27 protein-coding genes are annotated in these 22,432 nt (G+C 71.2%); 12 read left to right on the top strand and 15 right to left on the bottom strand.

Annotation, left to right across the window (positions count from 1 at the left end):
* From ACZYRU_RS14555 to ACZYRU_RS14530, 6 genes are all read right to left on the bottom strand, one after another.
* A complete protein-coding gene (locus ACZYRU_RS14555) occupies positions 1 to 681 on the bottom strand; it encodes an ATP-binding cassette domain-containing protein (RefSeq protein ID WP_488957808.1) in 681 nt (226 codons plus the stop codon).
* Positions 674 to 1,426, bottom strand: coding sequence for an urea ABC transporter ATP-binding protein UrtD (gene urtD, locus ACZYRU_RS14550; protein ID WP_488957807.1), 753 nt, complete (start codon positions 1,424 to 1,426; stop codon positions 674 to 676). The genes ACZYRU_RS14555 and urtD overlap by 8 nt, the downstream gene beginning before the upstream one ends.
* A complete protein-coding gene (gene urtC, locus ACZYRU_RS14545) occupies positions 1,423 to 2,553 on the bottom strand; it encodes an urea ABC transporter permease subunit UrtC (RefSeq protein WP_488957806.1) in 1,131 nt (376 codons plus the stop codon). The genes urtD and urtC overlap by 4 nt, the downstream gene beginning before the upstream one ends.
* Positions 2,550 to 3,434, bottom strand: a complete 885-nt coding sequence (urtB, locus tag ACZYRU_RS14540) for an urea ABC transporter permease subunit UrtB (RefSeq protein WP_488957805.1) — start codon at positions 3,432 to 3,434, stop codon at positions 2,550 to 2,552. The genes urtC and urtB overlap by 4 nt, the downstream gene beginning before the upstream one ends.
* Positions 3,435 to 3,520: 86 nt before the next feature.
* A complete protein-coding gene (urtA, locus tag ACZYRU_RS14535; RefSeq protein WP_488957804.1) occupies positions 3,521 to 4,768 on the bottom strand; it encodes an urea ABC transporter substrate-binding protein in 1,248 nt (415 codons plus the stop codon).
* Between the two features lie 160 nt (positions 4,769 to 4,928).
* Positions 4,929 to 5,855 (bottom strand): 5'-3' exonuclease, encoded by a 927-nt coding sequence (locus ACZYRU_RS14530; RefSeq protein WP_488957803.1) that lies wholly within the window; start codon positions 5,853 to 5,855, stop codon positions 4,929 to 4,931.
* A gap of 28 nt (positions 5,856 to 5,883) precedes the next feature.
* Between ACZYRU_RS14530 and ACZYRU_RS14525 the strand changes: the two genes are divergently transcribed.
* The 4 genes from ACZYRU_RS14525 to ACZYRU_RS14510 all read left to right on the top strand — a co-directional run bounded on the left by ACZYRU_RS14525 (position 5,884) and on the right by ACZYRU_RS14510 (position 9,635).
* Positions 5,884 to 6,348, top strand: a complete 465-nt coding sequence (locus ACZYRU_RS14525; RefSeq protein ID WP_488957802.1) for an Lrp/AsnC family transcriptional regulator — start codon at positions 5,884 to 5,886, stop codon at positions 6,346 to 6,348.
* Between the two features lie 433 nt (positions 6,349 to 6,781).
* A complete protein-coding gene (lnt, locus tag ACZYRU_RS14520) occupies positions 6,782 to 8,365 on the top strand; it encodes an apolipoprotein N-acyltransferase (protein ID WP_488957801.1) in 1,584 nt (527 codons plus the stop codon).
* A gap of 28 nt (positions 8,366 to 8,393) precedes the next feature.
* Positions 8,394 to 9,143 (top strand): polyprenol monophosphomannose synthase, encoded by a 750-nt coding sequence (locus ACZYRU_RS14515; RefSeq protein WP_488958081.1) that lies wholly within the window; start codon positions 8,394 to 8,396, stop codon positions 9,141 to 9,143.
* A gap of 48 nt (positions 9,144 to 9,191) precedes the next feature.
* Positions 9,192 to 9,635, top strand: coding sequence for an FxsA family protein (locus ACZYRU_RS14510; protein ID WP_488957800.1), 444 nt, complete (start codon positions 9,192 to 9,194; stop codon positions 9,633 to 9,635).
* 22 nt (positions 9,636 to 9,657) lie between these two features.
* Here the strand turns inward: ACZYRU_RS14510 and ACZYRU_RS14505 are convergent, their stop codons facing one another.
* From ACZYRU_RS14505 to ACZYRU_RS14490, 4 genes are all read right to left on the bottom strand, one after another.
* A complete protein-coding gene (locus ACZYRU_RS14505; protein ID WP_179726105.1) occupies positions 9,658 to 10,047 on the bottom strand; it encodes an RNA polymerase-binding protein RbpA in 390 nt (129 codons plus the stop codon).
* A gap of 120 nt (positions 10,048 to 10,167) precedes the next feature.
* Positions 10,168 to 11,523, bottom strand: coding sequence for an MFS transporter (locus ACZYRU_RS14500; RefSeq protein ID WP_488957799.1), 1,356 nt, complete (start codon positions 11,521 to 11,523; stop codon positions 10,168 to 10,170).
* The gene (locus ACZYRU_RS14495; RefSeq protein ID WP_488957798.1) at positions 11,520 to 12,320 is read right to left on the bottom strand and encodes a glycerophosphodiester phosphodiesterase family protein; all 801 of its coding nucleotides are present in this window, start codon (positions 12,318 to 12,320) and stop codon (positions 11,520 to 11,522) included. Before ACZYRU_RS14495 ends, ACZYRU_RS14500 begins: the two co-directional genes overlap by 4 nt.
* Before the next feature lie 120 nt (positions 12,321 to 12,440).
* A complete protein-coding gene (locus tag ACZYRU_RS14490; protein ID WP_488957797.1) occupies positions 12,441 to 13,982 on the bottom strand; it encodes a helix-turn-helix domain-containing protein in 1,542 nt (513 codons plus the stop codon).
* Positions 13,983 to 14,046: 64 nt separating this feature from the next.
* Between ACZYRU_RS14490 and ACZYRU_RS14485 the strand changes: the two genes are divergently transcribed.
* The gene (locus ACZYRU_RS14485) at positions 14,047 to 15,063 is read left to right on the top strand and encodes a zinc-dependent alcohol dehydrogenase family protein (RefSeq protein ID WP_488957796.1); all 1,017 of its coding nucleotides are present in this window, start codon (positions 14,047 to 14,049) and stop codon (positions 15,061 to 15,063) included.
* Positions 15,060 to 15,860: a maleylpyruvate isomerase family mycothiol-dependent enzyme gene (locus tag ACZYRU_RS14480; protein WP_488957795.1), complete on the top strand. Its 801-nt coding sequence runs from the start codon at positions 15,060 to 15,062 to the stop codon at positions 15,858 to 15,860. Before ACZYRU_RS14485 ends, ACZYRU_RS14480 begins: the two co-directional genes overlap by 4 nt.
* Here ACZYRU_RS14480 and ACZYRU_RS14475 read toward each other — a convergent pair.
* Positions 15,845 to 16,006, bottom strand: a complete 162-nt coding sequence (locus ACZYRU_RS14475; RefSeq protein ID WP_488957794.1) for a hypothetical protein — start codon at positions 16,004 to 16,006, stop codon at positions 15,845 to 15,847. The genes ACZYRU_RS14480 and ACZYRU_RS14475 overlap by 16 nt on opposite strands.
* Positions 16,007 to 16,126: 120 nt before the next feature.
* On the opposite strand from ACZYRU_RS14475, the gene ACZYRU_RS14470 reads away from it, so the two are divergent.
* Entirely contained in the window at positions 16,127 to 16,987 is an 861-nt protein-coding gene (locus tag ACZYRU_RS14470) for an SDR family oxidoreductase (RefSeq protein ID WP_488957793.1), read from the top strand.
* Here ACZYRU_RS14470 and ACZYRU_RS14465 read toward each other — a convergent pair.
* The 3 genes from ACZYRU_RS14465 to ACZYRU_RS14455 are packed head-to-tail and all read right to left on the bottom strand — an operon-like array spanning position 16,965 to position 19,764.
* Positions 16,965 to 18,554 carry an FAD-binding oxidoreductase gene (locus tag ACZYRU_RS14465; protein WP_488957792.1) on the bottom strand — a complete coding sequence of 530 codons (1,590 nt, stop codon included), beginning with the start codon at positions 18,552 to 18,554 and terminating at the stop codon, positions 16,965 to 16,967. The two genes, ACZYRU_RS14470 and ACZYRU_RS14465, sit on opposite strands and share 23 nt — an antisense overlap.
* Complete coding sequence (locus ACZYRU_RS14460) at positions 18,551 to 18,946, bottom strand: hypothetical protein (RefSeq protein ID WP_488957791.1); 396 nt, start codon at positions 18,944 to 18,946, stop codon at positions 18,551 to 18,553. The genes ACZYRU_RS14465 and ACZYRU_RS14460 overlap by 4 nt, the downstream gene beginning before the upstream one ends.
* On the bottom strand, positions 18,943 to 19,764 hold the full coding sequence (locus ACZYRU_RS14455) for an alpha/beta fold hydrolase (protein WP_488957790.1): 822 nt from the start codon (positions 19,762 to 19,764) through the stop codon (positions 18,943 to 18,945). Before ACZYRU_RS14455 ends, ACZYRU_RS14460 begins: the two co-directional genes overlap by 4 nt.
* 166 nt (positions 19,765 to 19,930) lie before the next feature.
* Here ACZYRU_RS14455 and ACZYRU_RS14450 point away from each other — a divergent pair, with 166 nt between their 5' ends.
* The 4 genes from ACZYRU_RS14450 to ACZYRU_RS14435 are packed head-to-tail and all read left to right on the top strand — an operon-like array spanning position 19,931 to position 21,622.
* Positions 19,931 to 20,440, top strand: a complete 510-nt coding sequence (locus ACZYRU_RS14450) for a helix-turn-helix transcriptional regulator (protein WP_488957789.1) — start codon at positions 19,931 to 19,933, stop codon at positions 20,438 to 20,440.
* A gap of 5 nt (positions 20,441 to 20,445) precedes the next feature.
* A complete protein-coding gene (locus tag ACZYRU_RS14445; RefSeq protein WP_488957788.1) occupies positions 20,446 to 20,856 on the top strand; it encodes a VOC family protein in 411 nt (136 codons plus the stop codon).
* A 12-nt stretch (positions 20,857 to 20,868) separates the two neighbouring features.
* Positions 20,869 to 21,336, top strand: coding sequence for a pyridoxamine 5'-phosphate oxidase family protein (locus ACZYRU_RS14440; protein ID WP_488957787.1), 468 nt, complete (start codon positions 20,869 to 20,871; stop codon positions 21,334 to 21,336).
* Between the two features lie 10 nt (positions 21,337 to 21,346).
* On the top strand, positions 21,347 to 21,622 hold the full coding sequence (locus ACZYRU_RS14435; protein ID WP_488957786.1) for a hypothetical protein: 276 nt from the start codon (positions 21,347 to 21,349) through the stop codon (positions 21,620 to 21,622).
* A gap of 3 nt (positions 21,623 to 21,625) precedes the next feature.
* On the opposite strand, the gene ACZYRU_RS14430 is transcribed toward ACZYRU_RS14435, so the two are convergent.
* Positions 21,626 to 22,075, bottom strand: coding sequence for a MarR family winged helix-turn-helix transcriptional regulator (locus ACZYRU_RS14430; protein WP_488957785.1), 450 nt, complete (start codon positions 22,073 to 22,075; stop codon positions 21,626 to 21,628).
* A gap of 28 nt (positions 22,076 to 22,103) precedes the next feature.
* Here ACZYRU_RS14430 and ACZYRU_RS14425 point away from each other — a divergent pair, with 28 nt between their 5' ends.
* Positions 22,104 to 22,406: a DUF1330 domain-containing protein gene (locus ACZYRU_RS14425; protein WP_488957784.1), complete on the top strand. Its 303-nt coding sequence runs from the start codon at positions 22,104 to 22,106 to the stop codon at positions 22,404 to 22,406.
* Positions 22,407 to 22,432 lie beyond the last annotated feature (26 nt).

Here is a 22,432-nt window from a genome sequence, read left to right as displayed (position 1 = left end):
TCATACCGCCATGGCTGCGCGGACCGCGTCCAGCGCGCCCGCCCCGCCGACGCCGCTGGAGGTCACCCGGCCGGACTCGAGCACCGCGTAGGCGTCCGTGCTGCGCAGCGCGAACCCCACGTGCTGCTCCACGAGCAGCACCGACAGGTCGCCCCGCGCGGTCAGCGCGGTGATCACGGACTCGATCTCGGCGACGACATTGGGCTGGATGCCTTCGGTCGGCTCGTCGAGGATGAGCAGCCGCGGCTTCGTGAGCAGCGTCCGGGCGATCGCCAGCTGCTGGCGCTGGCCGCCGGACAGGAGCCCGGCGCGACGTCCGAGCAGGTCGCGCAGGGCCGGGAAGGTGTCCAGCACCCCGTCGATGGCGGACCGGTCCGTGGTGACCAGCTGGAGGTTCTCCAGCGTCGTCATCTGGGGGAACGACAGCTGGCCCTGCGGCACGTATCCCAGGCCGCGGGCGACCCGCTTGTTGGGGCGCAGCCGGGTGACGTCCTCGCCGTCGAGCAGGACCTGCCCCCGCATGACCGGCAGCAGGCCGACGGCGACGCGCAGCAGGGTGGTCTTTCCGGCTCCGTTGTGGCCCATCACGGCGACGGCGCCGCCCTCGGGCACGTGGAGCGAGACGTCCTCCAGGACCCGGGTCCGGCCGTAGCCGGCCGTCACGTCGCGCAGCTCAAGCATGGTCCGCCTCCTCGGCTGTGCGGCCCAGGTAGACCTGCTGGACCCTCGGGTCGGCCTGGATCTCGGCGACGGTCCCCTCGGCGAGGACCTTGCCGGCGTGCATCACCGTCACGACGTCGGCGTAGCGGCGCACGAACTCCATGTCGTGCTCGATGACCACGATGGTCCGCTCGCGGCCGATCCGCCGGAGCAGGTCGCCCGTCTGCTCGCGCTCCTCGGCGCTCATCCCGGCCACGGGCTCGTCGAGCAGCATCACCCGGGCGTCCTGCACGAGGAGCATGCCGATCTCCAGCCACTGCTTCTGACCGTGGGCGAGGACGCCCGCGGGCCGGTCCCGCAGCGCGGTGAGCCCGATGGTCTCGAGCGCCTCCTCGACGTACGACGGCGTGCCCCGTCGGGCCAGGCCCATCTGCCAGGCCCGACGGTGGATGCCGCCGGCGATGTCGAGGTTCTGCAGGACGGAGAGGCCCTCGAAGACGGTGGCCGTCTGGAAGGTGCGCCCGATGCCGGAGCGCACGATCCGATGCGGCCTGGTGCGCAGCAGGTCCTGGTTGCGGTAGCGGACCAGTCCGGTGGCGGGGACCAGTCCGGTGACCGCGTCGACCAGCGTGGTCTTGCCTGCGCCGTTGGGCCCGATCAGGAAGTGCAGTCGGCCCTGGAGCAGGGTCAGGTCGACGTCGTCGATCGCCCGGAACCCGTCGAACTCGACGCACACTCCGCGGATCTCCAGGTAGTCGTCGTTCACCGGGCCACCTCCAGCTCGTCGCCGGCCGCAGCCGCAGGGGCGGACCTGTGCCGGGGGACTGACGGCAACGCCCGTAGCCGGCCGAGCACCTGGGAGCCGACGCTGCCCAGTCCGGCGGGGAAGAACAGGATCACCACGATGAAGAGCAGCCCCAGGAAGTAGGTCCACTGGTCGGGGAAGGACTCCGACAGCGCGGTCCGGCCGAATCCGACGGCGAGCGCGCCGAGGGCGGGTCCGAGCAGCAGGGCGCGTCCCCCGAGGGCGACGCCGGCGATGAGGAGGATCGATGCCGTCGCGTCGACGTCGGACGGGGAGATGATCCCGGTGATGGGCGCGAACAGCGCGCCGCCGATGCTCGCCATCACGGCCGCCAGCACGAAGGCGACCAGCTTGATGTTCGCCGGGTCGTGGCCGAGGAAGCGGACCCGCTCCTCGGCGTCGCGGGTCGCGACGAGCAGCTCGCCGAACCGGCTGCGGTACAGCTGCCACACAACGACGAGGCAGACGACCAGCACCGTCGCGGCGATCGAGTAGATCATCCGCTTGTTCGCCGGGTCGTAGAGGTTGTAGCCGAAGAACTGGGTGAACTGGTTGAGACCGTTGAACCCGCCGGTCTGCTTGATGGTGGCGACGAGAAGCGTGGCGAACGCGACGGCGAGGGCCTGGGTGAGGATCGCGAAGTAGGCGCCCCTGACCCGGCGCTTGAAGATCGCCCAGCCGAGGACCGCGGCCGCCAGGGCCGGCAGCACGACGATGGCGGCCAGGGTGAAGGCGCCACTGCGGAACGGCTCCCACCAGCCGGGCATGGTGCCGTCGCCGTACAGCACCATGAAGTCGGGGACCGCGTCCGGCCCGCCGACGGCCATGGCTGCCTCGAGCTTGAGGTGCATGGCCATCGCGTAGCCGCCGAGGCCGAAGAAGACGCCCTGGCCCATGACCAGCATGCCGCCGCGGCCCCACGCCAGACCGATGCCGACGCCGGCGATCGCCCAGCACACGTACTTGCCGAGGTTGTTGAGGCGGAACGGGCTCAGCACGGCGGGCGCGACCACGAGCAGCGCGATCGCGACCAGGGCGATGCCCAGCACCGGACCCCAGGTGCGGCCCCAGGTCTGCAGCTGCTTCATGCGAGCCCCCTGGTGCGAACGGTGAACAGCCCCTGTGGCCGGAGCTGGAGGAACACGACGACCAGCGCGAAGGTCAGCACCTGCGCCATGCTGGAGCTGAACCAGTCGGTGAAGTAGGCCGTCACGACCCCGACGGTGAAGGCGGCGATGACGGTGCCCTTCAGCTGGCCGAGACCGCCGGCGACGACGACGAGGAAGGCGGAGATGATGTACGTCGTACCGAGGTTCGGGTTGGTGCCCGAGATGAGCGACACCGCCACGCCGCCGATCCCCGCGAGCCCCGAGCCGACGAAGAACGTCACCCGGTCGACCGTGCGGGTGGAGACCCCCATCGTCTCGGCGAGGTCGCGGTTCTGCACCGTCGCCCGGATCCGCCGGCCGTACGCGGTGTACCTGAGCAGGGCGCCGAGGGCGGCCAGCGCGGCCACGGCCAGCAGGATCGTGAACATCTGGCGGTAGGGCCAGTGGTAGCCGAGCACGTCCACGTTCCCGTCGAGCCAGCCAGGCGTGCGGACCGGGTCGCCCTGGGCCCCGAAGAGATCCTTGGCGAGCTGCTGGAGGAGCAGGCTCACGCCGACCGTGACGAGGAGGGTGTCGAGCGGACGCCGGTACATCCACTGGATGATCGCGACCTCGAGCAGGAGCCCGAGGGCACCGGCGACCAGGAACGCGACGGGCAGGGCGACCAGGATCGACAGGTCGGTGTCGGTCACGACCTGCTGGGTGAGGTACGTCGTGTAGGCGCCGGCCATGAGGAACTCGCCGTGGGCCATGTTGATGACGCCCATCTGGCCGAAGGTGAGGGCCAGGCCGAGCGCGGCGATGAGCAAGAGCGCGCCGGTCGCCGTCCCGGCGAGCAACGGGGTGGTGAACGCGTCCACGAGGACTCCTGACGGGTGGCCCGGGGTGCCGCGCCGGACGGCACGGCACCCCGGGGAGCGGGGGAGCGGGTGCGAGGACCGTCAGGTCACTTCGCGCTCGGGTCCCACCACGCGTAGCCCTTGAGGAACGGGTCCGGCTCGATCGGCTTCTCCGAGGACCACACGACGTCGAACTGGTTGTCGGAGTTGATCTGCCCGATCAGTGCGGTCTTGGCGATGTGGTGGTTGTCGCCGTCGATGGTGACCGTGCCCTCGGGTGCGTCGAAGGTGACGCCGTCGGCAGCGGCGTTGATCTTGGCGACGTCGAACGAGTCGGCCTTCTCGACCAGGCTCTTGTAGAGGTACAGCGAGGTGTACGCCGCCTCCATCGGGTCCGACGTCGGCCGGTCCGCGCCGTACTTGTCCTGGAACGCCTTGATGAAGGCGTCGTTGGTGGGGCTCTTGACCGACTCGAAGTAGTTCCACGCGGCGTACTGGCCGGTGACGTCCTTGCCCATCGCCGGCGCCTCCTCCTCCGCGATCGACACCGAGATGATCGGCGTCGTCCTCGCGGTCAGGCCCTGCTCGTAGTAGGCCTTGATGAAGCCGACGTTGGACGAGCCGTTGATCGTGTTGAACACGAAGTCGGGCTTGGCGGCCACGATCTTGGCGACCTGGGTGGTCCAGTCGTCGTCGTCCAGCGGCACGTACTCCTCGCCCACGATCTTGATGCCGAGCTCGGCGGCGTACTGCTTGATGATCTTGTTCGCCGTGCGCGGGAAGACGTAGTCGGAACCGGCGAGGAAGAGCGTCTTGACGCCCTTGGACTTGAGGAAGTCCATGGCCGGGATGATCTGCTGGTTGGTCGTGGCGCCCGTGTAGTAGATGTTCTTCGAGGCCTCCAGGCCCTCGTACTGCACCGGGTAGAAGAGCAGCCCGTCGTCGGCCTCGACGACCGGCAGCATCGCCTTGCGCGAGGCCGAGGTCCAGCCGCCGAAGACGGCGGCGACGCAGTCGCCGGTCAGCAGCTTCTCGATCTTCTCGGCGAAGACCGCCGGGTCACTGGCTCCGTCCTCGACGACCGGCTCGATCTTCTTGCCGAGGATGCCTCCGGAGGCGTTGATCTGCTCCGCCGCCAGGGACAGCGAGTCGCGGACCGTCTGCTCGCTGATCGCCATCGCGCCGGACGTGGAGTTGAGGAAGCCGAGCTTGATCGTGTCGCCGGAGGTGTCGACGCAGCTCTCGGCGGAGGCGCTTGCGTCGCCGGACTTGGAGCCACCGCAGGCGCTCAGGCTGAGTGCTGCGGTGAGGGCCAGGACAGTGCTGGTGGTGAGGCGGGAACGGGAGTGGAACACGGAGGACAACCCTCTCGGTCATCGCACCCGTCGACTCGGGGGACGGGTGCTGGGCCAGGGGGCACGACGCCGGGCCCCGGTGGCGATGAACCTAGGAAGGGCTGATTTCCGGTTACTACCAAATGGAATGAAATCGGTGTTTCGTGATCCGCACTGCGCGTTACACGGCTGTCGCCGCCAGCACGCCGGTCAGCCGCTCGACCGGTGAGGCAAGCGACCACCGCTCGACGAGCGCCGCGAGCGCCTCGGGGTCGACGGGGGCGGACGGGAGGGCGAGGTGGTCGCGGCCCAGGTCGATGTCACGGGCGACGGCGACCACCTGGGGAGCGACCGCGAGGTAGGCGGCCGCGTCGCGGATCTTGGCGCGGGGTCCGGGGCCGAGGTCGCTGGAGGGGTCGTCGACGGCGGCGACGATGCCGGCGAGGTCGTCGTACTTCTGCAGCATCGAGGCGGCGGTCTTCTCCCCGACGCCCTTGACGCCGGGCAGGCCGTCGGAGGCGTCGCCGCGCAGGGTGGCGAAGTCGGCGTACTGGTCGGCGCGGACCCCGTACTTGTCGAGCACCCAGGCCTCGTCGACCCGCTCGTGGCGTCCGACGCCCTTGCCGACGTACAGGATGCGGACGGCAGCCGCGTCGTCGACGAGCTGGAACAGGTCGCGGTCGCCGGTGACCACGTCGACAGGCATGCCGGCGCCGGTGGCCAGGGTGCCGATCACGTCGTCGGCCTCGTAGCCGGGTGCGCCGATGACGGAGATGCCGAACGCGGCGAGCACGTCGCGGATGACCGGCACCTGGAGCTCGAGCGGGTCCGGGACCTCCTCGACGTCCGGGGCGCCGGCAACCTCCTCCACCACCCGGTGCGCCTTGTACGTCGGGATCAGGTCGACGCGCCACTGCGGACGCCAGTCGTCGTCCCAGCAGCAGACCAGGTGCGTGGGTTGGTACTGGTCGACCAGCTGGGAGATGTAGCCCAGCAGGCCGCGCACCGCGTTCACGTTCGTGCCGTCCGGGGCGAGGATCTCCGGGGAGCCGAAGTAGGCCCGGAAGTACAGGCTGGCCGTATCGAGGAGTAGAAGGCGCTCAGTCATCACGACGCAGCCTATTAGGCTGCGCGATGTGAGTCAGAGCAGCAATCCAGCGGTCGAGGCGACCGACCGGCAGATCCTGGAGCTCCTGGCCAAGGACGGCCGGATGTCCTACACCGATCTCGGGCGGGCCACGGGCCTGTCCACCTCCGCGGTGCACCAGCGGGTCAAGCGCCTCGAGCAGCGCGGCCTGATCCTCGGGTACGGCGCCACGGTGAACTACGCCGAGATCGGCGTCCCGCTGACGTCGTTCATCGCGATCCGCCCGATCGACCCCTCGCAGCCCGACGACTGCCCGGAGCGGCTGGTCGACATCCCCGAGATCGAGTCCTGCTGGTCGGTCGCGGGGGAGGAGTCCTACCTCCTCAAGGTCCGGACCACGACGCCGATGGAGCTCGAGCTGCTGCTCGGTCGGATCCGGTCCGCGGCGAACGTGTCGACCCGGACGACGATCGTCCTGTCGACGTACTACGAGAACCGCCCCGTCGGCCACTGACCGCCGGGCCGCACCGGCGGGCCACGTCACCGGCGTGTCGCCGTGCGACACGCCGCGGCAGTCCCAATTTTTTGCGAGATCTTGCGATTCGCGGGGGCCCCGCTGACCTGCGAGAACGTGTATCGCCGCAGGTCAGGGGACGGTTGACAGGAGTGGCGTACGTCACCAGAGTACGGAGGCGTTCGCTCGTGCAGGTCGTGGCCGGCGGACCGACGTCCGAGTGGCCGTATGTCGGCGGAGTAGCACCAGCTCCGCACGGGGACGGTTCGCGGAGGTCGGTTCGCAACCTCGAGAGCGAGCCGGAAGGACCCGGGTCCCCCTAGACAACGTCGCGTGCGTCGGCAGCCAGTCGGGAGCCGGGATGGTCCGAAGGTGGCTCGGGTCCTTCCGACACCCTGCAAGCGCGCACCCGGGGCTCGTCTAGGCTCTCGTCGTGACGCAGCGTCCCCTCCTCCCGGCTGTCGGTCTCGCAGCCGTCGGTGGTGTGCTCCTGACCGCGTCCTACGAGCCGGTGGCACTGCCGTGGCTGCTGCCGCTCGGCGTCGCCTGCTACGCGTTCGCCACGCGCGACCTCACCGTGCGCCGCTCCGGCCTGGTCGGCCTCGTCTTCGGGGTGGTCTTCTACTTCAGCCACATCTCCTGGATGAAGGACTCGATCGGCGCCGACGCCTGGCTCGCGCTGTCGACCGTGGAGGCACTGTTCTACGGCCTGCTCGGCCTCGCCGTCCCGCTCGTACGCCGACTGCCGGCCTGGCCGCTGTGGCTGGCCGCGGCCTGGACGACGATGGAGACGGTCCGCAGCGGCTGGCCCTTCAGCGGGATGCCCTGGGGCCGGCTCGCCTTCGCCGCGGTCGACACGCCGGCCGCCCCGGCGGTCGCGTACGTCGGCATGACCGGCCTGTCCTTCCTGCTCGCCCTCTCCGGCTTCTGCCTCGCCCGGTTCGCGGAGGCGGCTCTGGCCCGGGAGCAGCGCCGGGCGTGGGCCGCCGTCGCCGTTGGCGTGCTCGCCGTCCTGGTGACCCCCGCCGTGCTGCCGTACGACGTCCCGGAGACCGGCTCCACCACGGTGGCCGTCGTCCAGGGCGACGTGCCCGGTCCGGGCAACGACATCCTCTGGGACCACGAGCAGGTCACCCGCAACCACGTCGACGCGACGGTGAAGCTCGCGGCCGATGCCGCCGCGGGCCGGGTCCAGCAGCCGGACTTCGTGCTCTGGCCGGAGAACTCGACCGCCGTCGACCCGTTCGAGCCGGGCCGGGTCAACGACGGGATCCGGGAGGCGGTCGACGCGGCGCAGGTGCCGGTGGTCGTCGGCGGGATCGTCGACGGCGGACGGAGGTACGTGCTCAACCAGGGCATCGTGTGGGACCCGCAGACGGGGCCGGGGGACCGCTACACCAAGCACCATCCGGTGCCGTACGGCGAGTACATCCCGTTCCGCGACATCTGGAACCCGAAGTTCGGCCAGCTCGCCCTCATCTCGCGCGACATGAAGAGCGGCACCCGCACCCAGCCGCTGCGGGTCGCCGGGGTCCGGGTGGGCGACGCGATCTGCTTCGACGTCGCGTACGACGACGTGATGCCTCCGCAGGTGCGCGACGGTGCCGAGCTGCTGACGGTGCAGACGAGCAACGCGAGCTTCATCTTCACCCACCAGATCGAGCAACAGTTCGCGATCACCCGGCTCCGGGCGATCGAGGCGGGGCGCTGGCTGGCGGTGGCCTCGACGAACGGTCAGAGCGGCGTGATCGCTCCCGACGGCAGCGTGGTCGCGTCCGCGCAACCGCGCACCACGACGGTCCTCGTGGAGAAGGTCGGGCTGAGCAGCGCCCTGACCCCCGCGATGCGGCTCGACGCCTGGCCGACACGGATGTTCACCCTGCTGACGCTCGCCGCTCTCGTGTCAGGTGCCCTGGCGTACCGTCGACGGCGAGAGTTCGATGACCCCGCGCAGGACGCTCCCGACGAGGAACCGCCTGCGCTCTCCCCGACCCCGAGTGAGGCACCCGTTGTCTGAGCAACACTCCTTCCTGGGCCGCACGGTGATGGTCATCCCGACCTACAACGAGGCCAGCAACATCGCCTGGATCGTCGAGCGTGTCCGGACCGCCCAGCCGCAGGTCGACGTGCTGGTGGTCGACGACGGCTCGCCCGACGGCACCGGCGCGATCGCCGACGGCATCGCCCTGGCGGACCCGCAGGTCCACGTCCTGCACCGCACGGAGAAGGCCGGCCTCGGCGCGGCGTACCTCGCCGGCTTCGCCTGGGCCCTCGACGCGGGCTACGACGTCATCGGTGAGATGGACGCCGACGGCTCCCACCAGCCCGAGCAGCTCCAGCGGTTGCTCGCGGGCCTCCACGACGCCGACCTGGTCATCGGCTCGCGCTGGGTGCCCGGTGGCTCGGTCGTCAACTGGCCCTGGCAGCGCGAGCTGCTCTCGCGCGGCGGCAACCTCTACGTCCGGATGCTCCTCGGCATCGGGGTCCGCGACGCAACCGCCGGCTACCGGCTGTTCCGCCGCTCCACCCTGGAGCGGATCCGCCTCGACGAGGTCCGCTCGACCGGCTACGTCTTCCAGACCGACCTGGTCACCCGGACGCTTCAGGCCGGGCTGATCGTGCGCGAGGTCCCGATCGAGTTCGTCGAGCGGGTCCGCGGCGAGTCGAAGATGAGCGGCCAGGTCGCCCTGGAGTCGCTCAAGCGGATCACCTGGTGGGGCCTGCGGCAGCGTTGGCACCGGGTGAAGGGCCAGCCGCAGGTCGCGTCGACCCGGGAGCTTCAGAACACGAGATGACGAGATGAGGGGCGGGGTGCGATGAGCAGGAGGAGCAGGAGGGCAGCGGTGCTGCTGTTCCTCGCCTTCGTGGTGATGCCGATCCTCGAGATCGTCGTGCTGATCAAGGTCGGCCAGGTGATCGGACCCTGGTGGACGATCCTGCTCCTCGTCCTCGACAGCTTCCTCGGCGCCTGGCTGATCAAGCGCGAGGGCCGCAAGGCCTGGCAGGCCCTGCGCGAGCGGGTCGAGACCGGACGACTCCCGCACAAGGAGCTCGCCGACGGCGCGCTCGTCGTGCTCGGCGGCGCGTTCATGCTCAGCCCCGGCTTCGTCACCGACGTCCTCGGGATCCTGTTGATCCTGCCCGTCACCCGGCCGCTCTTCCGCGGCCTGCTGGTGTCGTACGCCGGGCGTCAGGTCGTGCGGCGCACCACGGCGTCGTACGGCCCCGGAGACGACACTCGCCCCGGACCGACAGTGGTCCGGGGCGAAGTCATCGACGAGCAGTGACCGCTCGGTGAGCGGTCATTGATCAGGCCTTCGCAGGCTTCTTCTTGCGGGCGTTGGCGCGGTGCAGGTGGGCCGGGCCGATCTCGCCGCCGCGGAGCAGCTCCAGGCGCTCGGTGAGGATCTCCTCGAGCTCCTTCTCGGAACGGCGCTCGAGCAGCATGTCCCAGTGCGTGCGCTGGGGCTTCTCGGCCTTCACCTCACGCTCGATGCCGGCGGTCGACTCTGCTTCCAGGCCGCAGCGCGGGCACTCCCAGATCGCGGGGACCTCGGCCTCGATGGACATCGTGATCTCGAACTCGTGTCCCTGCGGACACTTGTAACCGACCTGCTGCCGGGCCGCGAACTCGATACCCCGCTCGTCCTCGAAGGACTGGCCTCCCAGTCGGGCACCACGCAGTGTGCGCTCAGCCATCAGACTCCACCTCCCATGTTTCGTCTACCCCCTCAACGCTACCCAGCGTGAAAAGGTTCCAATCCGCAAACGTTCCAGACCGGGACCCTGGTCCAGACCAGTCGGGACCGGCGCTCCGCGTCAGATGACGGCCGGCTGGGCGTTGCCGGCCTCACGGATGCCGCGCTCGGTGTCGACGCGCATCAGCAGCAGCCCGCCGAGCACGAAGAACGCGATCAGCGCGAAGATCGCCGGTCGGTAGGAGTCGGTGAGCTGGTAGACGAGACCGAAGGTGAGGGTCCCGAACCAGGACGTGCCGCGGTCCATCGCGTGGTAGAGGCTGAAGTACTCCGCCTCCTTGCCGCGCGGGATGAACAGCGAGAAGTAGGACCGGGCCAGCGCCTGGGTGCCGCCGAGCACGATCCCGATCGCGACGCCGAGCAGCAGGAAGGGCACCATCTTCTTCTCGGGTACGACGAGCGCCACCGTCACGATCACCATCCAGCCGACCAGGCCGGCGAGGATGACCTTCTTGGCGCCGTGGCGCCCGGCGACGCGCGCGAACAGGAGAGCGCCGCCGATGCCGACGAGCTGGACCAGCAGGTAGGTGCCGAGCACGAAGCCGTCGCCGAACCCGAGCTCCTTGGTGCCGAACGTCGAGGCGGAGTTGATGACGGTCTGGATGCCGTCGTTGAAGAACAGGTACGCCGCCAGGAAGGTCAGCGCGACGGGGTAGTTGCGCAGGTCCTTCAGCGTGGCCCACAGCTGGCCGAACGACCGGGTCAGCACGCCGCCCTCGACCGCCTCCACGGCCATCGGCTCGTGCCGGCGGATGCCGCGCCACGGGATGACCATGAACGCCGCCCACCACACGGCTGCGGAGAGCAGGGAGAGCCGGACGGCCATCTCCTTGTCGATGCCGAGGGAGTCGTGGAAGCTCACGACCAGGAAGTTGACGGCGAGCAGCAGGCCGCCGCCGGCGTACCCGTAGGCCCAGCCGTTCGACGACACCCGGTCGCGCTCGTCCTCGGTCGAGATCACCGGCAGGATCGAGTCGCTGACCACGATCGCGGCACCTCCGGCGAGGTTGGCCACGATGAAGGCGATGCTGCCGTAGAGCCAGTTCTCGCCGCTCATGAAGAACAGCCCGCCTGCCGCGGCCGCGCCGATCCAGGAGAAGGCCACGAGGAGGTCGGGCTTGCGCGCGATCCGGTCGGCGTAGGCCCCGATCACCGGGTAGAAGAAGACGCTGAGCACCGTCGACAGCGTGATGACGTACGACGGCAGCGAGCCCGGCGCGATGGACAGGCCGAGCAGGTGGATCCGGCCGTGCTCGCCGACGGCGTTCTCCGCGACGGAGATCAGGTAGGGCGCGAACAGCACGCCCGCGACGGTGGTCTGGAACGCCGAGGCAGCCCAGTCGGTGAAGTACCAGGCCCGCTGCTCCCGCGCACGGTTGAGCGGCCCCAGGTCGGCGATGGGCGCCGATGCGTTCATGCTGATGTCCCTCCCTGCGCGGACCACCACTGGCCGCGTCCCTGGAGGACATCCTTGAGCACGTCGGTCCGGTCCGTGAAGAGGCCGTCGACGCCGCGGTCGAGCAGGGTGGTCATCTCGGCCGGGTCGTCGATGGTCCACACGTGCACCTGGTGGCCTGCGGCGTGGGCCCGGCGGACGAATCCGGGGCTCGTGACCGTGAGCCCGCGCTGCTGGTGGGGGACCTGGAAGGCGGCGAACCCGTCGCCCGCGAGCAGCCGGGCGACCCGGGTGCTGGGGGAGAGGCGGAAGACCACGATCTGCCACGGGTCGGCGGCGGTCGGGACCCGCCCGTCGGTCAGTGCCCGGAACCGGCGGATCCGCCTGCGGGAGAAGGACGCCACCAGGAGCCGGTCCCACAGGTCGCGCTCGCGGACCAGGTCGGCGAGCGCGTCGACCGCGCCGTCGGCCTTGATGTCGATGTTGAACCGAGCCTCAGGGAAGGCGTCGAGGAGGTCGACGAGGGTCGGGACCTGCTCGCGGCCGCCGATGCGTGCCTGGCGGACCTGGGCCAGGGTGAGGTCGCGGACCGCGCCCTGCTGGTCGGTGACCCGGTCCAGCACCTCGTCGTGGAACGCCAGCAGCACGCGGTCGGCGGTCAGGTGCACGTCGGTCTCGAGGTAGTCGTAGCCGAGCGCCGCGGCGTGCCGGAACGCGGCGAGAGTGTTCTCGAGGCCCTCGATCTCGGGGTGGTAGGCGCCGCCGCGGTGGGCGAAGGCCAGCACCTTGCCGGGAGGAAGGTAGGGCTCCGGCTGCATCTGTCTGCCTCACTCACTGGGGTCTCGATACGCGCGTCGCTGCCTCGCAGGCTCGGCAGCGGCGCTACTCGACCTGGGCTCTGGTCCCGCTGCCTCGCAGGCTCGGCAGCGGGAGCCTCATCAGATGTCGCGGAAGGTCTCGATGTCCGCGCCGAGCGAGCTGAGCCGCTCGGCGAGGTCCTCGTAGCCGCGGTGGATCACGTAGGTGCTGCGCAGCACCGAGGTGCCCTTGCTGGCCAGCATCGCGAGCAGCACGACGACTGCGGGACGCAGCGCGGGCGGGCAGATCAGCTCGGTGCCGGTCCACGACGTCGGGCCCTCGATCTGCACCCGGTGCGGGTCGAGCAGGGTGACCCGGCCGCCGAGCTTGTTGAGCTCGGTGAGGTAGATCGCCCGGTTGTCGTAGACCCAGTCGTGGAGGTACGTCGTGCCCTCGGCGACGGCCGCGATCACCGCGAAGAACGGCAGGTTGTCGATGTTGAGGCCGGGGAACGGCATCGGGTGGATCTTGTCGCCCGGAGCCACGAGGTCGGACGGGTGGGTGGTGATGTCGACCAGGCGGGTGCGGCCGTTGGCGGCGAGGTACTCCTCGGACAGGTCGTAGCGGAAGCCCATCCCCTCGAGCACGGCGAGCTCGATCTCGAGGAACTCGATCGGCGCGCGCTGCACGGTGATCTCCGAGCGGGTCACGATCGCCGCGGCGAGCAGCGACATCGCCTCGATCGGGTCCTCGCTGGGCGAGTAGTCGACGTCGACGTCGATCGACTCGCGGCCGGTGACGGTGAGGGTCGTCGTACCGATGCCCTCGACCTGGACGCCGAGCGCCTGCAGGTAGAAGCACAGGTCCTGGACCATGTAGTTGGACGAGGCGTTGCGGATGACGGTGGTGCCCGGGTGCAGGGCGGCGGCCATCAGGGCGTTCTCGGTGACCGTGTCACCGCGCTCGGTGAGCACGATCGGGCGGCCGGGGACGATCGCCCGGTTGAGCTGCGCGTGGTACCAGCCGTCGGTGGCCTTCACCTCGAGGCCGAAGGGACGCAGCGCCGACATGTGCGGCTCGACGGTGCGGGTGCCGAGGTTGCAGCCGCCGGCATAGGGCAGCTCGAACACGTCGGCGCGGTGCAGCAGCGGGCCGAGGAACATGATGACCGAGCGGGTACGGCGCGCCGCCTCCTCGTCGATCCGGGTCAGGTCGAGGTCCTTGGGCGGGATGATCTCGAGGTCGTTGTCGCCGTTGATCCACCGGGTCTGCACGCCGATGCTGTCGAGCACCTCGAGCAGGCGGTTGACCTCCTCGATCCGGGCGACCTTGCGCAGCGTGGTCCGGCCCCGGTTGAGCAGCGAGGCGCAGAGCAGTGCGACGCCGGCGTTCTTGGACGTCTTGACGTCGATGCTGCCCGACAGCGTCGTGGGGCCCTTGACCCGCAGGTGGGTCGGGCCGGCGCCGAGAGCGACGATCTCGGAGTCGAGGGCGGCACCGATCCGGGCCAGCATCTCGAGGGACAGGTTCTGGTGTCCCTTCTCGATCCGGTTGATCGCGCTCTGGCTGGTGCCGAGCCGCTCGGCGAGCTGTGCCTGGGTCAGGCCGCGGTGCTTGCGGGCGTCGCGGATGAGGTTGCCGATCCGGCCCTTGTAGTCCTCGTGGGGCGCCTCGAACGTCATGCCACGACGGTAACTCACATGTGAGATAACGCAAGACGCCACGGCGATCTGAAAGGATCCTCACATGCGTGCGACGACCATCCACGGGGCCCGCGACATCCGCGTCGACGAGGTTCCCGACCCGACCCTGCGCCGGCCCACCGACGCCATCGTGCGGGTGACCGCGGGCTGCATCTGCGGCTCCGACCTGTGGCCCTACCGGGGCGAGAACCCGATCCGGCCCGGCGCGACGATCGGCCACGAGTGCATCGGTGTCGTGGAGGAGATCGGCAGCGAGGTCCGCGACGTGCGGGTGGGCGACTTCGTCGTCGTCCCGTTCTGCCACTGCGACAACACCTGCCCGCACTGCCTCAACGGCGCCCAGTCGGTGTGCACCAACCTCGGCTTCACCGCCAGCGGGCAGGCGGAGTACACCCTGGTCAACCAGGCCGACGGCAGCCTGGTGAGCACCGGCGGCGTCCCCGACGCCGACCTGGTGCCCTCGGTCCTCGCGCTCTCCGACGTGATGCCGACCGGGTGGCACGCCGCGGTCTCGGCCGGCGTGAAGCCCGGCGACACCGTCGTCGTGGTCGGCGACGGTGCGGTCGGGCTGTCCGGCGTCCTTGCCGCCTCCGTGATGGGCGCCGAGCGGATCATCGCGATGTCGCGCCACGAGCCCCGCCAGGCCGTGGCCCGGTCGTTCGGCGCCACCCACGTCATCTCGGCCCGGGGCGAGGACGCCGTGGCCGAGGTCCAGGACCTGACCGACGGCGTCGGGGTCGACGCCGCCCTGGAGTGCGTCGGCACGAACGACGCGATGACCACCGCGATCGAGGTGACCCGGCCCGGCGGCGGCGTCGGCTTCGTCGGGGCGCCGCACGGCGTCGAGCTGTCCGCGCGCCGGCTCTTCGACAAGAACGTCGGCGTCCGCGGCGGCATGGCACCGGTGCGCCGCTACCTGCCCGAGCTGCTGCCGATGGTCCTCGACCGCCGGATCGACCCCGGCCAGGTGTTCGACCTCACCCTCCCGCTCGACGAGTCGCCCGACGGCTACCGCGCGATGGACGAGCGCCGGGCGATCAAGGTGCTGCTCCAGCCGTGACCCGACTCGACCCCGCCGCCTACCTCGACCACATCCGCACCGAGTCGGCCCGGTTCGCCGAGGTCCTCGCGAGCTGCCCGCCCGACGCACGGGTGCCGTCCTGCCCCGACTGGGACGCCGCCGACCTGGCCTGGCACCTCACCGAGGTGCAGCACTTCTGGGAGCACGTCATCACCCACCGGCCCGCGCCGCCGGAGACCTACACCGAGCCCGAGCGGCCGGCGACGTACGCCGAGGTGCTGGCCGCGTGCGACGCGACCCATGACGCGTTCGTGGCCGCCCTCGCGGCGGCCGATCCCACGGATCCCGCCTGGTCCTGGTCGGTTCCCGGCGACCAGGACGTCGGGTTCACGTACCGTCGCCAGGCCCACGAGGCGCTCATCCACCGCCTCGACGCCGAGCTCGCCGCCGGGCAGGTCACCGGCCTGCCGGCCGCGCTGGCAGCCGACGGCGTCGACGAGGCCCTCGCGGTGATGTACGGCGGCCTGCCGCCCTGGGGCCGCTTCGACCCGCGCCCGCAGTACGCCGAGTTCCGCGCCACCGACACCGCGACGTCCGTGTGGGTCCAGCTCGGCACCTTCTCCGGCACCACGCCCGAGGGCGTCGAGCGCAGCGGCGAGCCCGACCAGCACGTCGTGGCCGACCCCGGCGTACCCGCCGGACTCGTGGTCACCGGCACCGCCGCCGACCTCGACGCGTGGCTGTGGCACCGCGTCGGCGACGACCGCGTGTCGATCACCGGGGACGACGACGTCCGCGCCCACGTCGGGGCGGTGCTGGGTCAGGCGATCGACTGACCGCGCGGGTCGGTGGTCGGCACCTGGGCAGCCTGGGCCTTGCGGCCGGACCGACCGGCGAGCAGCACGACGGCGAACAGGGCGCCGATGGCGAGGACGAACAGCAGCACGAGCGCCAGGAGCGCAGCGACGGCGAGCACATTCATGGGACCCACCCTTGCATGACCCACGTCACACCCCAAGGGTGATGCAGGTCACACGGCGCGTCGGCCGTTTGCGACCCCGGGAGGACGACAGGCTGGCCGGTCGGCCGCGAGGATCGCGGTATGGGTGACCTCGTGCCTGACCTGACCGGCAAGACCTTCCTCGTGACCGGCGCCAACACCGGGATCGGCAAGGAGACCGTCCGCGGCCTCGCCGGCCGCGGTGCCCGGGTGGTGATCGCGGGCCGCTCGGAGGAGAAGACCCGCGCCGCGATCAGCGAGATCACGGCCGGCACCGGCAACGCCGACCTCGACTTCCTTCCGCTCGACCTCGGCGACCTCGCGTCCGTACGCACGGCCGCCGAGACGTTCCTGGCCTCCGGCGAGCGGCTCGACGTGCTGGTCAACAACGCGGGCCTCGCGGGCAAGCGGGGGATGACCGCGAGCGGGTTCGAGCTGGCCTTCGGCACCAACCACGTCGGTCCGTTCCTGCTCACCGAGCTGCTCCGCGACCGGATCGTCGAGACCGGACCGGGGCGGATCGTGAACGTCGCCAGCACCGGGCACTACCGGGCGCCGGGCATCGACTGGGACGCCGTACGGCGGCCGTCGGTGACCCGCACGGCGTTCGACGAGTACTGCGTGTCCAAGCTGGCCAACGTGCTGCACGCCCGCGAGCTCGGCCGCCGGCTGGAGGGCACCGGCGTGACGACGTACTCGCTGCACCCCGGCGCGATCGCCTCCGACGTGTGGCGGGAGGTGCCGTTCGGGGTGAGGCACGTGATGAAGCTGTTCATGAAGTCGCCCGAGCAGGGTGCGCGGACGTCGCTGTACTGCGCCACCTCGCTCGCGGTCGACGGCGCCACCGGGCGCTACTACGACGCCGAGCGGGAGAAGACGCCGTCGAAGGTCGTCACCGACGAGCTCGCCGCGGAGCTGTGGGAGCGCAGTGAGGAGTGGGTCAGACCAGCACTCCGGGGTTGAGGATGCCGGCGGGGTCGAGCGCGGACTTCGCCGCGCGCAGCGCGGCGGCGAAGGGCTCGGGGCGCTGGACGTCGTACCAGGGACGGTGGTCGCGACCGACCGCGTGGTGGTGGGTGATCGTGCCGCCGTGGTCGGCGATGGCGGTGGACACGGCGACCTTGATCTCGTCCCACTGGGCCAGCGTGCTGCCCCACCGGCCGCCGGCGTAGACGCCGTAGTAGGGCGCCGGGCCGTCCGGGTAGACGTGCGTGAACCGGCAGGTCACGACACCCTGGCCGCCGCACACCTCGTCGATCGCGCGCTGGGCCGCTCCCGTGACGGCAGCATGGAACGTGGGGAACGCGTCCCAGGTGCACGCGGTCTCGAAGGTCTCGACGACCATCGAGCGGCGGGCCAGCGCATCACGCTGGTACGGCATCCGGATGAACGCCGAGCGCCAGGCCCGCGACGCGTCCGCGCCGTCGGCCGGGGTCGCCCGGTCGCGGGTCGCGACGACGGTGCCGCCGTGGTCGGCGACCAGCTCCAGAGCCCGGCCCAGCCACGAGTCGACCGGGTGGTCGCCGGACTCGAAGGCGAGGATCAGCAGGCCGCCGTCGACCGCGGTGCCGGCGTTGATCAGCGCTTCGGCCGGGTCGAGGAGCCGGCAGTTCGCGGGGTGCAGCCCGGACTGGGCCACGGCTCGGGTCGCGGAGACGGCGGCGTCGTACGAGTCGAAGGCGACGGTGGCGGTGCGCTGCCACTGCGGGCGCTGCTGCAGCCGCATCCAGGCCTCGGTGATCACGCCGAGCGTGCCCTCGGAGCCGAGGAACATCCGGTCGGGGGAGGGACCCGCGCCCGAGCCGGGCAGGCGACGGGACTCGCCCGTACCGGCGGGGGAGACGACGCGCATCGACTCGGTGAGGTCGTCGATGTGCGTGGCGAGCGTGGCGAAGTGACCGCCGGCGCGGGTCGCCAGCCAGCCGCCGAGGGTGGAGAACTCGAAGGACTGCGGGAAGTGGCGCAGGGTCAGGCCGTGGGGGCGCAGCTGGTCCTCGAGCGCCGGGCCGTGGGCACCCGCCTGGATCCGGGCGGCGCGGCTGACCGGGTCGACCTCGAGCACGCGGTCGAGCCCCGCGAGGTCGAGGGTGACCGCGGGCCCGTCGAAGCGGGGCTCGACGCCGCCGACGACCGAGCTGCCGCCGCCGTACGGGACGACGGGGAGGCCGCTCGAGGTGCACCAGTCGAGGACGTCGACGACGTCCTGCTCGGTGCGGGGGCGGATGACCAGGTCGGGGACGTGGCCGACGTCCCCGTGCAGGTTGCGCACGACATCGCGGAACGCCTTGCCGCGGGCGTGGGACAGGCGGTCGACGACGTCGGCCGAGCAGAGGTCCGCGAGGGCGCTCGGGGGTACGACCCTCGGGATGGGTACGTCGAGCGCGTACGGGTCCGGCGGCCGATGGTCGGTCAGGTCGTGGCCGGGGAGGAGCAGCGCGACCCGGTCGACGAGCTCGGTGGTCTCCGCGGCGGTGAGCTGAGCGGCGTCGGTGCCCCAGCCCCACCAGGAACGGTCGGTGCGCGGGTTCACGAGGCCAGGATCGCGGCGGTCGGCAGGCCGATGGCGACCAGGAGCAGCAGGACCACGAGGACGACGAACGGCACCAGGCCGGGGACCTTCTGCTTCGTGAAGCCCATCGCGCCGCTCATGAAGGTGAGCACGGGCGCTGCGTAGTAGACGTCCACGGTCTGGCCCGGGGCGAGCTGGACCTGCTGGCTCGCCTGCCCGTAGCGCCACATCCACTGGGCGTGGGCCGACACGGTGTGGACGCCCGGCGGCATCGGGACGACGTTGGGGCCGAATTGGGCGGGCACCGGGTAGCCGTTGACCTGCACGCTCGGCGTGATCATGGTGATCATCCGGTTGCCCTGGAGGTTGACGCGCAGGTAGCCGGGCGGGGGTGGTGGCGGCTGGGTGCTCATGCGCGCGACCCTACGAGGTCGAGCAGGGCGGGCCAGGCGGCGGAGCCGAGCCTGCGGTCCGCGTCCTCGGTGCCGCCGCGCAGCATCCGTTGCCCGCTGACGACGACGTCCTCACCGGGTAGCACCGCACGATGGCCGGCGCCGGGATCGGCGACGAGGGAGGTGGCGCACCCGTGCCGGGCCCGGCGGAGCACGATCTCCTCGGCCTGCTCCCGGGCGGGCCACACCTGGTCGTCATCGCCGGCGACGAGCAGCACCTCCTTGATCCGCTCGACCGGGAGGGACGCCGCGGCCACCTCCTCGGGTGCCGCATCGCGGGAGCGCGCGTAGAGGTCGCGGTACGCCGGCGGGTCGGTCGGCGGCTCCCACGGCACGAACCGGACGAACGGCACCGGTGCGCCGCCGAGCGTCCAGTGCGAGGTCTGGCGCCCGGCGTCGGTGATCCCGGCCCACGCCACGTCGCTGGGCGCGAAGGCGGCGACCCCGTCGATCGGTGCGTCGGTCAGGGACGCCGTCGCGAGCGCGGCCTCAGCGCCGAACGACAGGCCGACCAGGACCACGCGATCGCAGTCGGCAGCGAGTGCCTCGGCCCGGGCGGCGAAGGTCTCGAGCGGGATCTCCCACGGCCCGGCGTGCTGCCCGGGACCGCCGAACCACTGGATCGACTCCGCGAGCACGCCGTGATCGGCCAGGAGCCGGGCCCGCTGGTCGTCCACCCGGCTGCTGGACCCGCCGAGCACGAGCGCACCCACCCCGAGGGGGTCGTCGGGCTCCCAACGGACGCCGACGGGTGCGGACAGCTCGATCCGGCGGGCCATGCGTGCGACCCTACTCACACCGACGTGAAGGACAGTTCCTGCCATGTCGGTGGGGAGGCGTTGCCCACTGCCTCCGTGGCTCAGCCCTCCGGTCTGGTGTCGCGGCCCGGCTCGCCGTCGACGGTGGCTGGACCGCTGGGCCGCCGGTGGAGTACATCATGGGGGCGTGAGCACCCTCGATCCCGAACGGTTGCGCACCCTGACGCTGCTGCGGCGGGTGCGCGACCGGATCGATCGCGAGTACGCCCGCCCGCTCGACGTCGAGGCGCTGGCCCGCGACGTGCACATGTCGGCCGGGCACCTGAGCCGCGAGTTCAAGAAGGCGTACGGCGAGCCGCCGTACTCCTACCTGATGACCCGGCGCATCGAGCGGGCGATGGCGTTGCTGCGCCGCGGCGACCTCAGCGTCACCGACATCTGCTTCGAGGTCGGCTTCTCCTCCCTCGGCACCTTCAGCACCCGGTTCACCGAGCTGGTGGGAGTCCCGCCGAGCGCCTATCGCGACGACGCGCCCTCGCCTGATGACGGTGCGATCGAGCCACCGTCGTGCGTGACGAAGAAGGTCACCCGGCCGGTGCGGCGCGGTGGCGCGCAGACCAGTCCGGACGGTCCCGGACCCGGTTCGGCATCGGTCAGGAATCGAGAAGCGCCGCACTTCGAGTCGCCACTAGCGTGAGCGACATGGACATCAGCATTCAGCACAGCTTCCTCCCGCAGACCGACCCGGAGGCCTCGCTGGCCTTCTACCGCGACGTGCTCGGCTTCGAGATCCTCAACGACGTCGGGTACGGCGAGATGCGGTGGATCACCGTGGCCCCGAAGGGCCAGTCGACCCCGTCGGTGGTGCTCTGCCCGCCGGCGGCCGACCCCGGCATCACCGAGGACGAGAAGCGCGTCATCGCCGAGATGATGGCGAAGGGGACCTATGCCACGCTCGTGCTCAGCACCCCCGACCTCGACGGCACCTTCGACCGGATCCAGGCCATCGGCGCCGAGGTCATCCAGGAGCCGATCGACCAGCCGTACGGCGTGCGCGACTGCGCGTTCCGCGACCCGGCCGGCAACCACGTCCGCATCAACCAGGCCGGCTGAACCGAGCCGTCCGTGGCCGACTTCGACCCGCCCCCGGCCCGCGACCGCGCGACGCGTCAGGCCGACACCCGCGCCCTGCTGGCGACTCCTGCGATCGACGTGTGGGTCGCGACGGCCTCGGCGGCCGGCGTACCCCACCTGGTGCCGGTGTCCCTGGCCTGGGTGGGGGAGCGGATCGTGGTCGCGGTCGAGGCTGGGTCGATCACCGCGCGCAACCTGCTCGCCTCGGGCGTCGCCCGGCTCGGCGTCGGCCCGACCCGGGACGTCGCGATGATCGACGCGGTGCTCGAGCGGTCGGTCGGCGTCGGCGACGACGCCGAGCTCGGCGAGGCCTACGCCGGGCAGGCGGACTGGGACCCGCGCGGCCTGCCCGGCTACGTGTTCCTGGTGCTGCGGGCCGAGCGGGTGCAGGCCTGGCGCGAGTCGAACGAGATCGTCGGGCGCACGATTCTGCGGTCAGGGGAGTGGCTCGCGCCCTAGGCTCGCGCTCGTGATCGAGCTCAAGGGCCTCAACGGCGAGTCGCTGGTCTTCGACGGCGCCACCCTCGCGAAGTTCCGGCACAACGGCCTCGACGAGGCCGCCCGGAACCCGGTGTCGACCTTCCGTGAGGTGCAGGTCAAGCACAAGCCGGGCAAGCGCGGCAAGGAAGGCCGCTACGACGTCATGGTGGCCATGTCGTCGTTCATGGCGCTCTCGATCGCCGAGGACGCCAAGCCACTGCTGGACGAGCTCGTCACCGCACTGGAGGTCGGCCGCGCCGGCTGATCCTCACCCCAGGCGGCCGATCACGTCCTCGAGACGGGCAGCCAGGTCTCGCACCTCGAGGGAGGTGCGGCCGCCGGCAAGGAGGGCGTTGATCGGCTCGAAGGCTCGCCGGCTCTCGGCTCGGGCGACCGCGCCGCGGTCGGTGAGCCCGAGGCGCCGGGTCCGGCCGTCGGCGGCGGTGCGGACGAGGTACCCGGCGTCGACGAGGCGCCGGACCATCGCGGTGACCGCCGACTCGTTGATCCCGAGGGCGCTCGCCACGTCGCGCTGGGTGACGTCGTGGTCCGCGGCGACGACGTTGAGCACGGCGACCTGGGCGACGGTGAGCCCGGTGGCTGCCAGCACCGCGCGGTCGGCGTGCTTGCGCGCGAGGTGCGCTGCGAGCTGCAGCTGGTGGTAGAGCCGCTCGTCGTGGGCCGCGGTGCTACCGTCGGCATCTCCCGAATACTTCACCAGTGAAGTGTAATCGAGAGGACCTCCCGTGACCGCCTACGTCGCCGCCCAGTTCACGATCCACGACCTCGACCGCTACCTGCGCTACGCCGCGGCCTTCGCGGCCACCCTCGAGGGCTTCGACGGAGAGCTGCTCGTCGCGGACACCGCGCCGGCCGTGCTCGAGGGGGAGTGGCCGCACCAGAAGTTCGTGCTGATCGGGTTCCGCGACGCCGACGAGGCGCGGCGGTGGGCCGCGTCGCCGGCGTACCGCACCATCTCCGCGGATCGGACGGCCGCGACCGTCGGCACCTCGATCCTGCTGCGGGGCGTCGACGCCGGGTCCCGCTGATCGGGAGCCGCGGACGCCCGCGCCGT

Source organism: Nocardioides sp. F233 (assembly GCF_057813895.1).
This window is presented reverse-complemented; position numbering and strand designations above follow the sequence as displayed.